At 60.4% G+C, this 13,612-nt stretch carries 10 protein-coding genes and 2 pseudogenes; 6 read left to right on the top strand and 6 right to left on the bottom strand.

Going from position 1 to position 13,612, the window contains the following annotated elements:
* Nucleotides 1-43: 43 nt before the first annotated feature.
* From ACKZ62_RS17995 to ACKZ62_RS17985, 3 genes and pseudogenes are all read right to left on the bottom strand, one after another.
* Nucleotides 44-559, bottom strand: a pseudogene (locus ACKZ62_RS17995) (methyl-accepting chemotaxis protein); the annotation flags it as partial.
* Nucleotides 560-907: 348 nt separating this feature from the next.
* Nucleotides 908-1,987 (bottom strand): annotated as a pseudogene (locus ACKZ62_RS17990) (HAMP domain-containing protein); the annotation flags it as partial.
* Nucleotides 1,988-2,130: 143 nt separating this feature from the next.
* Nucleotides 2,131-3,021, bottom strand: coding sequence for a bestrophin family protein (locus ACKZ62_RS17985; protein WP_095186438.1), 891 nt, complete (start codon nucleotides 3,019-3,021; stop codon nucleotides 2,131-2,133).
* Between the two features lie 235 nt (nucleotides 3,022-3,256).
* Between ACKZ62_RS17985 and ACKZ62_RS17980 the strand changes: the two genes are divergently transcribed.
* From ACKZ62_RS17980 to ACKZ62_RS17970, 3 genes are read left to right on the top strand one after another with little or no spacing between them, the layout of a single operon-like run.
* Entirely contained in the window at nucleotides 3,257-4,135 is an 879-nt protein-coding gene (locus ACKZ62_RS17980; protein ID WP_032885431.1) for a hypothetical protein, read from the top strand.
* Nucleotides 4,136-4,146: 11 nt separating this feature from the next.
* Nucleotides 4,147-5,193, top strand: coding sequence for a GGDEF domain-containing protein (locus ACKZ62_RS17975; protein ID WP_099603346.1), 1,047 nt, complete (start codon nucleotides 4,147-4,149; stop codon nucleotides 5,191-5,193).
* Nucleotides 5,190-5,648, top strand: a complete 459-nt coding sequence (locus ACKZ62_RS17970) for a metallophosphoesterase family protein (protein WP_447095615.1) — start codon at nucleotides 5,190-5,192, stop codon at nucleotides 5,646-5,648. Before ACKZ62_RS17975 ends, ACKZ62_RS17970 begins: the two co-directional genes overlap by 4 nt.
* A 7-nt stretch (nucleotides 5,649-5,655) precedes the next feature.
* Here the strand turns inward: ACKZ62_RS17970 and ACKZ62_RS17965 are convergent, their stop codons facing one another.
* On the bottom strand, nucleotides 5,656-5,955 hold the full coding sequence (locus ACKZ62_RS17965) for an ArsR/SmtB family transcription factor (protein ID WP_099603348.1): 300 nt from the start codon (nucleotides 5,953-5,955) through the stop codon (nucleotides 5,656-5,658).
* An 89-nt stretch (nucleotides 5,956-6,044) separates the two neighbouring features.
* Between ACKZ62_RS17965 and ACKZ62_RS17960 the strand changes: the two genes are divergently transcribed.
* Both ACKZ62_RS17960 and ACKZ62_RS17955 read left to right on the top strand, forming a co-directional pair.
* Nucleotides 6,045-7,136 carry an NADH:flavin oxidoreductase/NADH oxidase gene (locus ACKZ62_RS17960; protein WP_447095614.1) on the top strand — a complete coding sequence of 364 codons (1,092 nt, stop codon included), beginning with the start codon at nucleotides 6,045-6,047 and terminating at the stop codon, nucleotides 7,134-7,136.
* 190 nt (nucleotides 7,137-7,326) lie between these two features.
* Nucleotides 7,327-9,453 (top strand): TonB-dependent siderophore receptor, encoded by a 2,127-nt coding sequence (locus ACKZ62_RS17955; protein WP_447095613.1) that lies wholly within the window; start codon nucleotides 7,327-7,329, stop codon nucleotides 9,451-9,453.
* 123 nt (nucleotides 9,454-9,576) lie between these two features.
* On the opposite strand, the gene ACKZ62_RS17950 is transcribed toward ACKZ62_RS17955, so the two are convergent.
* Entirely contained in the window at nucleotides 9,577-10,299 is a 723-nt protein-coding gene (locus ACKZ62_RS17950) for a FadR/GntR family transcriptional regulator (RefSeq protein ID WP_447095612.1), read from the bottom strand.
* Between the two features lie 48 nt (nucleotides 10,300-10,347).
* On the bottom strand, nucleotides 10,348-12,084 hold the full coding sequence (locus ACKZ62_RS17945; protein WP_032885424.1) for an IlvD/Edd family dehydratase: 1,737 nt from the start codon (nucleotides 12,082-12,084) through the stop codon (nucleotides 10,348-10,350).
* A 191-nt stretch (nucleotides 12,085-12,275) separates the two neighbouring features.
* On the opposite strand from ACKZ62_RS17945, the gene ACKZ62_RS17940 reads away from it, so the two are divergent.
* Nucleotides 12,276-13,598: an MFS transporter gene (locus ACKZ62_RS17940; RefSeq protein WP_032885423.1), complete on the top strand. Its 1,323-nt coding sequence runs from the start codon at nucleotides 12,276-12,278 to the stop codon at nucleotides 13,596-13,598.
* Nucleotides 13,599-13,612: the final 14 nt, after the last annotated feature.

Raw genomic sequence — 13,612 nt, 5'->3', positions numbered from 1 at the left:
CGACTGACGTGTGTGTCCGCATACGCCCTCTGTCTGACAATGCCTAAAACTTGAAGCGTCCCACCAACCCTTTGAGCTGACCGGAAATATCCGTCAAACGACCTGAGCCGGTCTGCGCCGAATGGGCAAAACCTTCCACCAACTGCGCATCGGCATGGATCTGCGCGATGTGCCGGTTGATCTCTTCCGCCACTTGGTGCTGTTCCTCAGCGGCGGTCGCGATCTGGGTGTTCTGGTCGCGGATCGAGTCCACGGAGCCAAGGATCTTGTCGAAGCTGTCGCGAGCCTGCTGGATGCGTTCCACGCTGGTGTGGGACACCAGCAGGCTGCCTTGCATCTGCTGCGTGACTTCCTGGGTGCGGCGGGCGAGGTTGCCCAGCAGGCTGTCGATTTCGCCGGTGGAGTCTGCGGTGCGACGCGCCAAGGCGCGGACTTCGTCTGCAACCACGGCGAAGCCTCGGCCTTGGTCACCGGCGCGGGCCGCTTCGATTGCCGCGTTGAGTGCCAGCAGGTTGGTTTGCTCGGCAATCGAACGGATGGTATCGAGGATGGTGTTGATGTTCTGGCTGTCCTGCTCCAGCAACTGCATGGTCTGAGTCGATTTCTGCAGGTCTTCGCTAAGCTTGAGCACGCTGCCCGTGGCTTCGCCGATGTGCTGCTGACCGGCGTGCACATCGCGATAGCCTTCGTCGGCACTGGTGGCCGCGGCGCTGCAGGAGCGTGCGACTTCGTTGGCGGTGGCGACCATTTCGTTGAACGCAGTGCTGACCAGTTCCACGGCTTCACGCTGGCGGCCGGCGGCCTGGTTCATGTTATTGGCCACTTCGCTGGTGTCGGCGGCGGCGGTTTGCAGGTCGGATGATGCGTTACCGATGCGCTGCACCAACTGCGCGATCATGCTCAGGAACTGGTTGAACCAGCCGGCGAGGCTGGCGGTTTCGTCCTTGCCTTGCACCTTGAGCTGGCGGGTCAGGTCGCCTTCACCTTCGGCGATTTCTTGCAGGCCGTCGGCCACGCCACGGATCGGGCGGACAATGACGCTGGCGAAACTGGCGCCGACAATCGCGAAAACTAAGGCCAACGCGGCAGCGATCGCGGCGATCAGCCAGGTGAGGCTGGTCGCACCCGCCATCACTTCGTCCCGCTTGATCAGCCCGATAAAGCGCCAGCCCAAGTCTTTTGAACTGACCACGTTAGCCATATAGGCCACGCCGTCGATGTCGATTTGGGTCACGCCGTCGCCACGCTTGGACAGTTCGGCGTAGTTGGGGCCGAGGTCTGCCATCGGCTTGAAGTTGTGCTTGGCGTCGCTGGGGTCCACCAGCACGTTGCCATTGGCTTCGACCAGCATCAGGTAGCCGCTGTCGCCTAGCTTGATGTTGCGCACCAGTTCGGTGAGCTGCTTGAGCGACACGTCCAGGCCGACCACGCCGAGGATTTTGCCGCTGGCGTCGGCGACGGTGTGCACGGTGCCGATCAGCACCACATCATCCGGTGCCCAGTAGTAGGCGCCGGTGCGCACGGTAGCGCCAGGCGCGGCGATGGCCGCTTGGTACCAAGGGCGTACGCGTGGGTCGTAGTTGTTCAGTTTGGTGTCGTCCGGCCAACTGGCGTAACCGCCGTCGCTCAGGCCCAGGGACAGGTAAGCGGTGCTCGGATGGCTCTTGGCGAACTGGTCGAAGATATCCAGCAGTTCTTTGTTGGTGGGTGTAAGGGGAATTTGCGCGGCGTCGGCGCCGGCGTAGCTCTTGAGGTCCTTGGCCGCGACAACGCGCGGGTCCTTGGCCACAAATTCGACGTTCTGGCTGATGCCGTCGAAGAACTGCTTCATGCCATTGTCGATCTGGCGGATTTCGCGGCCGCTGCTGTCGAGGAAGTTGGCCAGGGCCCCCTCGCGCAGATTCAACACTACCAACACGGCGACCAGGATGACGGGGACGCATGCGATAGCCGCGAACGCCCAGGTCAGCTTCTGCTTGATATTCATGACTTCACCTGCGGAGTATTTATAGTTTTGGCAAGGCAGTGGGTAGCGCAGAACGTCGCATGTGTTGTTATGAAGAGGTGTAGCCCATGCGTACCCCCGGTTTATCGACCGAGGAGTCACGCACTTTAGGGCCTGCGTCGTGATCAGCCGATTTGGGCGTCGGCCAGGGCGTCGCGGCGCATCGATTGCAGGTTTTTTTCGATGGTTTCGCAGATGGCTTCCATCTGGATCTGGTGTTCGCTGGAGCGGAACGGGCTTTGCAAATCGGTGCCGATGCGTTCGATGGCCAGCAGCATAAAGCCCACCACCGTGGAGGCCAGCGGCGTGAACCAGCCCAGGGACTCCACAAGGCCCACCGGTACGATCAGGCAGAACAGCGAGATAAACAACCGCGGGAAATACACGTAAGGGTAGGGCAGTGGGGTGTTGGCGATACGCTCCATGCCGCCCTGGGCGTTGGACAAGTCCACCAGGGTGGATTCCAGCCGGGCCAGGCGAATGCTGTCCAGGTGCCCGGCTTTGTATTCCCGGGCCAGGATGGCCGCCGAGCCGGTGAGGATATCGTTGGCAAAGTTATTGGTGGCACCGTTGCGGGCGAATTCCTCAGTGGGGATAAACGCGCGGATTTCATCCGGGCATGGCTCGCCCTTGAGGTGCGCGGCCAGGCAATTCACGTAGGCCACATGGCGGCGCAGCAGGGTGGACTTGACCGGGTTCACTTCACCGTCGGGGTCGTCCAGTAGCGTCAGCACCTGGCGCGCAAAGCTGCGCGAATTGTTGACCATCGCGCCCCATAGCGTGCGCGCCTCCCACCAGCGGTTGTAGGCGCTGCTGTTGCGAAAGCTGATGAGCACAATCAGTGCCGAGCCCAGCAGAGTGAGGGGCATCAGCGGCAAGTTGATCTTGGCGGTGAGAAACAGCATGAAGTCCACGGTGACGGCGACGTCCCACAGCAACAGCCAGAACAGCGACCAGCCCACATAGCCCATGGTCTTGATGATCAGGCGGTACTTTTTGATGATGGCGGCTTTCAAACGACAACCTCGTGGCGAGCGGTAGGCAACTGTGCCTTAGCTCGGACGCTGGTTTGCGGGGAAGGTTCGCTGTGGTGACTGAAACGGTTAAGCCACCGGGGTCTTTTTGGAACAATTTTGGTAGCGACGGTGTCCCCTGCGTTAATCACGATAGATTGCGCTCAAGGCAAAACGCCATTATCTGTGCTGCAATTGAGATCAGTGAATCCAAGTTGTTTGATCAGGGCTCTTTCTCATGTGCAGTGGTTCGTTGAAGTTGGCGGTGGAACAGTCGGCGCGTGCGTTTGAGCGCCATGTGGATTTTGAAGCGTGTATTCGTACCCATTATTCGATCTTGCTGGAGTCCTATTCAAAAAGACCATTTTTCTACAAGACCGCACTGAAGTTCAGTCGCTTGATGGTGTCCTTTACGTTATTGAGCACCTATTTCTCCAAGCAGGTGCCTTTACTGTCCGAGGTGAAAGAGTTTTGTACGGCGCGCGGGTTCTGTTCCAGAAACAGTCTGGAGTCGATCTTCCTGCTGTTCAGGGCGTTGGGGTTCATGACGGTGTCGAGGCATGCGGATGACAGCCGTCTGCGGGTATTCAGCCCGTCACCCCTAGCCTGCGAGGAGATCAGGCTGATGCTCACGTCCGTGGTCGAGCCGCTGGGCGTGATGTGCCCGGAAACCGCGGTTTGCGGCTCAATGAACGGGTTGGATGATCGCGCTTATCTGGCACGTTATTTCAAAGGGTTTTCGGTCCTTCTCTCCCATAATGTGACCATCGACCTGCTGATGCCCGACTGTTATTGGCTGGTAAAGCGCGATGCCGGGCATATGTTGATGCTGGCGATCTATAACGATGCGTGTGCGTTGGATAACCAGGGGGCAAGTTTCAGGTCTTCGTCCTACCTTTCCATCGCTGAGCAACTCTCGGTGTCCAAGACCCATGTTATTCGCTTGGTGCAAGAGGGGGCTGACCGGGGCTATTTCAAGATTCATTCCAAGACATTGCTTGAAGTCCTGCCACCTTTTATCGTGTTGGTAAGGCGCTTCATGGCGTATTCGTTTGCGACCTGCCTGCACAGTCTTCAACTGAGTCATGTCGATACCAAAGCGGCCACTCATGCATAGGGAGTGACGGGATGCCGGCTAATGTGAAGCTCAGGCCACGGATGCAAAGGCTGTTGTCGCCCGCAATTGCCCAGGCGGAATTGATCGGGATTTTCGCCTGGTTGGCGGTGTTGCTGGTTGATCGCGGGGGGATGTTCGGCTGGCCGGTCGTGCTGGTCACGATGGGGCTGTGCGTGGTGTATGGGGTTCACCGGGTGGTGACTCAGTATGTGCTGTGGCGGGCGCTGGGCGTGGGTTATATGGTGCTGCTGTCCGCGGGTTTTGCCTATGTGGTTCACACCCGCCCCGACCTGCAGGTGTTCGCCTTGCCGCTGGCCGTGACCTTGGTAATGAGCAGCGCAATCCTGTTTATCGTGGTTCAGGATTTTCTGTTCTGCGCCGCATTGGTGTGGTTACTGACGTGGCCCCAGATTCAGCTGAGCCTTTACGCAGGCGTCGACACCTACGTGTTCATCTTTTGCGCCGCGTCGGTGGCCATCGGATTTATCTTGAATGTCTACTACCTGAAGAACCTGCGTTCCGTGTTACTGGTGGAGAGTGAGTTTCGGGAGTTGGCCGAGACCGATTATTTGACCTCCATCCTGAACCGGCGGGCCTTTATGGAGAGCTTCGCCAAACTGATTGCGGCCGGTGATACCGGCTACTTCATGATGCTGGATATCGACAGTTTCAAATTGAAGAATGACCAGTTCGGCCATGACGTCGGCGACAGGATTCTCTGCGCCATGGCCGCGTGCTTTAAATCCACCCCAGGCAGCCACAGTTTCGGCAGGATTGGCGGCGAAGAATTCGGGGTGCTGCTGGTGGGCGATGACCCTGGTCTCGCCACCGATTACGCGCTGCGCCTGCTGCAAGCGATCCGCAGCAGTGTCGCGCCGCCCCATGACTACACTTGCAGTGCGGGCATGGCGCGCTTTACGGCCGGGGCCGAAATGTCGGCGGTCCTCAAGCGTGCCGACCGCAACCTCTACGCTGCCAAGGGCAACGGTAAAGACCGCGTGTATTTGGATGGCGCGCCGGTGTTTCAGGGGTCGACGTCCACCCCGGAGGCCCTATGAAAGTTGGCGTGATTTCCGATACTCACGGCCTGCTGCGGCCTGAAGCCGTGGCGGCGTTGCAGGGATGCGAACAGATCATCCATGCCGGCGATATCGGTAGCCCTGAAATTCTTCAGCAATTGGCGCAGATCGCACCCCTGCACGTGGTGCGCGGCAACAATGACCAGGACGCGCCGTGGGCACGGCAGGTGCCCGACCATCTGATGCTGGATGTGGACGGATGGCGGACGTTGGTAGTGCATGACATCGCCGACGTCCCCGCACGACTCGATACGCATGTGCGGCTGGTGATCACCGGTCATTCGCACAAGCCCCTGATCGAATGGCGGGGCGCAACGCTGTATGTGAACCCCGGCAGTGCAGGGCGGCGGCGCTTCAAGTTGCCGGTGACGTTGGCGGTGCTGAAGATGCAGGCGCTGACGATCGAGTCGCAACTGATCACGTTGCTGGACTGATCGGTGTTTATCCTTGCGCCAGGATGCTCTGCAACAACCCTGGAAACCGTTCCTCAAGCACATCGCCGCGCAACGAATTCATATGGGTCGTGCCCACGCTGCGGGTGTGCACCAGGCCGGCATCGCGCAGTACGCGGAAGTGGTGGGACATGCTGGACTTGGGGCGCCCGCCGTCCAGTTCGCCGCAAGTGGCTTCCGGCACGCCGGCCAGGCAGCGCACGATTTCCAGGCGCACCGGGTCGCTCAGGGCGTACAACAGACGCTCCAGGGTCAGATCTTCAGGGGTAGGGTGTTTGAAGGCTCGCATGGGTCGGATGATAACAGGGGGGTATCGCCGAATACCATAGTTCGATTACCATCGAACTATCGAATCACTCACTCGCTGCTGGAGTTCCCATGTCCGCTCTGTTCGAACCCTTCAAACTCAAAGACGTAACCCTGCGCAATCGCATCGCCATCCCGCCAATGTGCCAATACATGGCCGAAGACGGCATCGTCAACGACTGGCACCACGTGCACCTGGCCGGCATGGCCCGTGGCGGTGCCGGTTTGTTAGTGGTCGAGGCCACTGCCGTTGCGCCTGAAGGCCGCATCACTCCGGGCTGTGCCGGCATCTGGAGCGATGCACATGCTCAGGCGTTCGTGCCGATGGTCAAGGCGATCAAGGCCGCAGGTTCAGTGCCCGGCATTCAGATTGCCCACGCCGGGCGTAAAGCCAGTGCCAACCGTCCATGGGAAGGGGATGACCACATTCCGGCTTCCGACGCACGCAGTTGGGAAACTATTGCGCCGTCGGCCATCGCCTTCGGTGCCAACCTGCCCAATGTGCCGCGCGTCATGACCCTGGACGACATCGCTCGCGTTAAACAGGATTTCGTCGACGCCGCCCGTCGCGCCCGTGACGCCGGTTTCGAGTGGATCGAACTGCACTTCGCCCACGGTTACCTGGCCCAAAGCTTTTTCTCCGAGCATTCCAACCAACGTACCGATGCCTACGGTGGCAGCTTCGACAACCGCAGCCGTTTCCTCCTGGAAACCCTGGCCGCCGTGCGTGAAGTCTGGCCGGAAAACCTGCCGCTGACCGCGCGTTTCGGTGTGATCGAATACGACGGTCGTGACGAGCAAACCCTCACCGAATCCATCGAACTGGCGCGTAATTTCAAAGCCGGTGGCTTGGACCTGCTGAGCGTCAGCGTCGGTTTCACCATCCCCGACACCAACATCCCGTGGGGCCCGGCCTTTATGGGCCCGATTGCCGAACGCGTGCGCCGCGAAGCCGGTATCCCGGTGACCTCGGCGTGGGGTTTTGGTACGCCACAATTGGCAGAAGGCGCGTTGCAGGCAGGGCATCTGGACCTGGTCTCAGTGGGCCGCGCGCACCTGGCAGACCCGCATTGGGCGTACTTTGCCGCCAAAGAGCTGGGCGTGGATAAGTCCTCCTGGACCTTGCCAGCGCCGTATGCGCATTGGTTGGAACGCTATCGCTGAGGCGAGCCAAGCGGTTTATGGAGCCACTCAATCGAGTGGCTTTTTTTTATCTGAGTATTGATACAAAGTGGATACGTAAAAAATAACGAATGAGAATGGATGTCAAACGAGAATGCGTTGATATACCATGCGCCGCGAATTCTTGGCAGGTTTGCCGTCCCATCTGGCTCATTCACTAGGTCCAACATCCATGCGTCGTACCCTGATTTCCATCTGTGTGTTGCAGGCGTTTTCCCCGTTCACCTGGGCAGAAGTGGCGCCCACCGAGCAAACCAGTCTGGAGTTGCAAGCGACCACTGTGACGGGCACGGCGGACTATGAAACAGCTCAGGGGCCGGTCAAGGGCTACCACGCCACACGCTCAGCCAGCGCGACGCGCACCGACACGTCGATTCATGAAACACCGCAGTCCATCAGCGTGGTGTCCAAGGATGTGGTCGAAGACATTGGCGCCACCCGCCTGCAGGATGCCCTCGACTATGCCGGCGGCGTCGGCCGCGCCAACAACTTCGGCGGCCAGGGCCTGACCACCTTCACCGTGCGCGGCTTTACCACTGGCGAGTTCTACCGCAACGGTTTCCCGATCAACCGCGGCTACCCGAACATGCCGGACGCCAACACCATCGAACGCCTCGAAGTACTGCGCGGTCCCGCAACCATGCTGTATGGCCGTGGCGATCCAGGCGGCACGTTCAACGTGGTGTCCAAACAGCCGCTGGCAGAGCGTACCGTGACCCTGGGCAGCCAGTTGAATGATCAAGGCATGAAACGCGGCACCCTGGATGCCTCCGGCCCGTTGGATGAAGAAGGTCGCCTCGCTTATCGCCTGAACGTGGTGGGCGAGGGCGGCGACACCTTCCGGGACCATGTGGAAACCGAACGCTACGGCGTGACGCCTGTCATCACCTGGCAAGCCACCGACGACACCAAGGTGATCTTCGAAGGCGACTTCATGCGTAACAACCACCCGCTGGACCGTGGCCTGACGCGCTATCCCACCCAAAAAGGCAACGCGTCGCGCGATACCTTCTGGGGCGATAAAGACGTCGGCAAATTGCACAACGACAACAGCATGGCGCAGTTGCGCTTCGAACACCTGCTCAACGAAAACTGGACCCTGGGCGGCGGTTTCCAGTGGCTGGACGGCACCTTGCAGGGCAACGCCATTGAAGCCAACGGCCTGAGCGCCGATGGCCGCACGCTGCAACGCAACTTCAACTATCGCAAGCTGGAGTGGACCGACAAGGACTACCAACTCAACCTCACCGGGCATTTCACCACCGGTGGTTTCGAGCACACCCTGCTGACCGGCATCGAGTATGAGGATTACGACTACAAGTCGATCATCCAGCGTTCCAGCGCCACCGAGGGCACTTACCCGATCGATATCTTTGACCCCGTTTACGGCCAGGCACGCCCACCGCTGACGCGAACACCGACCCACGATAAAGAAAACCTCAAGACCTACGCAGCCTTTGTGCAGGACCAAGTGGCCCTCACCGAGCGCCTGAAAGTCTTGGCCGGTGCGCGTTTTGAGCGTTTTGAGCATGACTACGAAAGCTATGTGACCGGGGTTAAACCTTGGCAAGCCGCTGATAACGCCGTCACCCCACGTGTGGGCGTGATCTACGACCTTACCGATACCGTCGCGGTCTACGCTGACGCCGCACGTTCGTTCAAGCCGAACACTGGCGCAGCTCGCCAAGGTGGCGGGTTTGAGCCGGAAAAGGGCAAGTCCTATGAGATGGGCGTCAAATGGGAAGCCTTGGACCGTCAACTGAGCGTCGACGCGGCGATCTACCAGATCGAGAAGAAAAACGTCCTCACCACCGACCCTATCGACTCAACCTTCAGCGTCGCCGCTGGCCAAGTCCGTAGCCGTGGTTTCGACCTGAATGTGGCGGGCAATATCACCCCCGAGTGGCGCGTGATCGGCGGTTACGCCTACGTGGATGCCGAAGTCACCAAGGACAACACCATTCGCTCCGGCACGCGCCTGCTGAACATCCCCCGCAACAGCTTCAGCCTGCTTAACGTCTACGAATTCCAGGACGGCGCCCTCAAAGGCCTGGGCCTGGGCGCGGGTGGCAAGTATGTCGACCAGCGTGCCGGCCAGACCGCCAATACGGCGTTCTCGATGGACGCCTACACCGTTGTGGACCTGCTGGGCTACTACAAGGTCAATGACAAGGTACGACTGAACCTGGATGTAAAGAACCTGTTCAACCGCGAGTATGAAGAGGGCGCATTCGGCAATGTCTACGCCTACCCAGGCGCACCCCGCACTGTGCAGGTCGGTATCGCTTACACCCTGTAAAGGCCTGCACAGCTTCAATGTGGGAGGGGGCTTGCCCCCGATAGCGGTGTAACAGCTGGCTTATTTGCAGCTGACCCACCGCCATCGGGGGCAAGCCCCCTCCCACATTTGATTGCGTTTACCTCACAGCGGCGTCAGCACATTCATCACCGTATCCAACGCCACCCGCGTGTCATCCAACTGCACCAGTGAGGCATGCCGTGCACCCAGCGCATCGCGGTTCTGGATCGCGGTGAGAATCGCCTTGTGCCGGGGCAGGCTCAGGCCCTGGATGTCCGGGCGACGGTTGGTAATGTTGATCGACTCGCGCAACGGCAACGACAGCATGTTGCACATATAGGCGAGCAAGTCGTTGCGCGTGGCGTCGGCAATGGCGCGGTGGAAGTCCAGGTCGGCCTGCAACAGGTCTTCGTGGGTCTTCGCGGTTTCCATGCCCTGGTAGGCTTTTTCGATGGTGGCGATGTCGTTATCGGTCGCCGTCGTGGCGGCCATGGCGGCGATTTCCGGTTCGAGGATGCGCCGCACGCCGGCCAGGGTATTGAAGAATTCGCTGTGGGGCGTGGATTGCATCAGCCAGGACAACACATCCGGGTCGAGCAGGTGCCACTTCAAGCGCGGCCGCACCACGGCGCCCACCCGTGGTTTGGAATACACCAGGCCCTTGGCGCTGAGCACCCGGGTCGCCTCGCGCAGCACCGAGCGGCTGACCTTGTACTCCTCGCAGAGCGTGGCCTCCATGGGCAGTCTTTCTTCCGGCTTGAAGCGACCGGAAACGATGTGCATGCCCAAGTCCTGAACGATCTGGGCATGCATGCTCTTGCGCGGCTTGGGCGGCTGGTGATCCATAACGACGGGGAGGCTCTGGCTTAAAGACGCGGCATCATAGCATCCCAATTAGTGGGAATGACGCGGGACTTCCGCCCCCCGGCAGCCCACCAGGAAGTCAAAGTCGCAGCCTTGGTCTGCCTGCAACACATGGTCGATGTACAGCTGGCGGTAGCCGCCGACGATGAGTTTTTCCGGTGGCGCCAGGTCTGCCATGCGCGCCGCCAGCTCTGCATCGGGGATGTCCAGGTGCAAGCGGCCGTTGGCGCAGTCCAGTTCGATCCAGTCGCCTTCCTTCACCGTGGCCAACGGCCCGCCCGCTGCTGCTTCCGGCGCGACGTGCAACACCACCGTGCCGTACGCCGTGCCGCTCATGCGCGCATCGGAAATACGCACCATATCGGTCACGCCCTGGGCCAGCAGCTTGGCCGGCAAGCCCATGTTGCCGACCTCGGCCATGCCCGGGTAACCCTTGGGCCCGCAGTTTTTCATGACCAGGATCGAGTTAGCGTCCACGTCCAGCTCCGGATCGTTGATGCGCGCCTTGTACATGTCGAAATTCTCGAACACCACCGCACGACCGCGATGCTGCATCAGCTCCGGGCTGGCGGCTGACGGCTTGAGCACTGCGCCGAGCGGGGCGAGGTTGCCGCGCAGCACGCAGATACCGCCGTCGGCGCGGATCGGGTTATCCAGGGTACGGATCACTTCGTCCTGGCCGTAGATCGGCGAGTCCTTGGTGTTCTCGCCCAGGGACTTGCCGTTCACGGTCAAGGCGTTCGGGTGCGGGATCAGGTTGGCTTCGCCGAGGCGGCGCAACACGGCAGGCAGGCCGCCGGCGTAGTAGAACTCTTCCATTAGAAAGCGCCCGGACGGCTGCAAGTCGACGATGGTCGGCATGCCACGACCCATGCGGGTCCAGTCGTCCAGGTCCAACTCGACGCCGATGCGCCCGGCGATGGCTTTGAGGTGAATCACCGCGTTGGTCGAACCACCGATGGCCGCGTTCACGCGAATAGCGTTTTCAAACGCCTCCTTGGTAAGGATCTTCGACAGCTTCAAGTCTTCGCGCACCATCTCCACCGCGCGCATGCCCGACATGTGCGCCAGCACATAGCGCCGCGCATCCACTGCCGGAATCGCCGCGTTGTGGGGCAGGGAAGTGCCCAGTGCCTCGGCCATGCAGGCCATGGTCGACGCGGTGCCCATGGTGTTGCAGGTACCCGCCGAGCGCGACATGCCGCCTTCGGCCGCAAGGAAGTCGTCCAGGGTAATGGTGCCGGCCTTGACCTGTTCACTGAGCTGCCACACCACGGTGCCCGAGCCGATGTCCTGGCCCTTGTGCTTGCCGTTGAGCATCGGCCCGCCGGTGACCACGATGGCCGGCACGTCGCAACTGGCGGCGCCCATCAGCAGGGCCGGGGTGGTCTTGTCGCAGCCGGTCAGCAGCACCACACCATCAATCGGGTTGCCGCGAATGGCTTCCTCCACGTCCATGCTCGCCAGGTTGCGCGTCAGCATGGCAGTGGGGCGCAGGTTGGATTCGCCATTGGAGAACACCGGGAATTCCACCGGGAAGCCACCGGCCTCGATCACACCGCGTTTGACGTGCTCGGCGATCTGGCGGAAATGCGCGTTGCACGGGGTCAGCTCCGACCAGGTATTGCAGATACCGATGATCGGCTTGCCATGGAACTGATGGTCGGCAATGCCCTGATTCTTCATCCAGCTGCGGTACATGAAGCCGTTTTTGTCGGCGGTACCAAACCACTGGGCAGAGCGTAGGCCGGGCTTTTTATCAGACATGATCGATTCTCTTATTGTATGACTATATGTTCTCTCTGCGGCTAAACATAAGCGCAAAATGTTCGCTTTGGAAGAGTTGTTTTGCAAATAGTCCTACTATATAGTCTGGCTTAACTGAGGTATGACCCTGGCGGATTTTCTGCGAGAGGCATCCCCGATTCCTATAAGAACAACAATCGGAGATCGACCCCATGAGCGAGGAATTGCGGCTAATCCGGCGCATCACGCTGAAACTGATTCCCTTCCTGATCTTGCTGTACCTGATCGCCTACGTGGACCGTTCCGCCGTGGGCTTTGCCAAGTTGCACATGGGCGCCGACGTCGGCATCGGTGATGCGGCTTATGGCCTGGGTGCTGGGTTGTTCTTCATTGGCTACTTCCTGTTCGAGATTCCCAGCAACCTGATGCTCGACCGCTTCGGCGCGCGGCGCTGGTTCGCCCGCATCATGATCACCTGGGGCACCATCACCATCGGCATGGCGTTCGTGCAGGGGCCTCACAGCTTCTATGTGATGCGCTTTCTGCTCGGTGCGGCCGAAGCCGGGTTCTTCCCGGGCGTGCTGTACTACATCACCCAATGGTTCCCGGTTCGCCATCGCGGCAAGATCCTTGGGTTGTTTATCCTCTCGCAGCCCATCGCGATGATGATCACCGGCCCCGTGTCCGGCGGCCTGCTGGGTATGGACGGCATCCTCGGCCTGCACGGCTGGCAGTGGCTGTTTATCGTGATCGGCACCCCGGCGATCCTGCTGACCTGGCCGGTGCTGCGTTATCTGCCGGATGGTCCCAAGCAGGTCAAGTGGATGACCGACGCCGAAAAAACCTGGTTGACCGACGAACTGAACAAAGACCTGCAAGCCTACGGTCAGACCCGCCACGGCAATCCATTACATGCGCTCAAAGACAAGCGCGTGTTGCTGCTGGCGCTGTTCTACCTGCCGGTGACCCTGAGCATCTACGGCCTGGGCTTGTGGCTGCCCACGTTGATCAAGCAGTTCGGCGGCAGCGATCTCACCACCGGCTTCATATCGGCGGTGCCGTATATCTTCGGCATCATCGGTTTGCTGATTATCCCGCGCAGTTCCGACCGCTTGAATGACCGTTATGGCCACCTCGCCGTGCTCTATGTGCTGGGTGCGATCGGCCTATTCTTCAGCGCCTGGCTGAGTGTGCCGGTGCTGCAAATGGCGGCGCTGTGCCTGGCTGCGTTCGCGATGTTCTCTTGTACGGCGGTGTTCTGGACCTTGCCGGGCCGCTTCTTCGCCGGCGCCAGTGCGGCGGCCGGCATTGCCTTGATCAACTCCGTGGGCAACCTCGGCGGCTATATCGGCCCGTTCGTGATTGGTGCGCTCAAGGAATACACCGGCAACCTGGCCTCGGGCTTGTACTTCCTGTCCGGTGTGATGGTGTTCGGGCTGGTGCTGACCGGCGTGGTCTATCGCCTGCTGGAGCGCAAGCACGTGCTGCCCGTCGACCAGTTCGCCGCCAGCGCCCGTGGCGCCACACGTACTTAATCTAGGAGAACCTT

The sequence above is a fragment of the Pseudomonas sivasensis genome (genome assembly GCF_052938085.1).
Note: the sequence above shows the minus strand (reverse complement) of the source record. Positions and strands in the feature narration are given on the sequence as shown.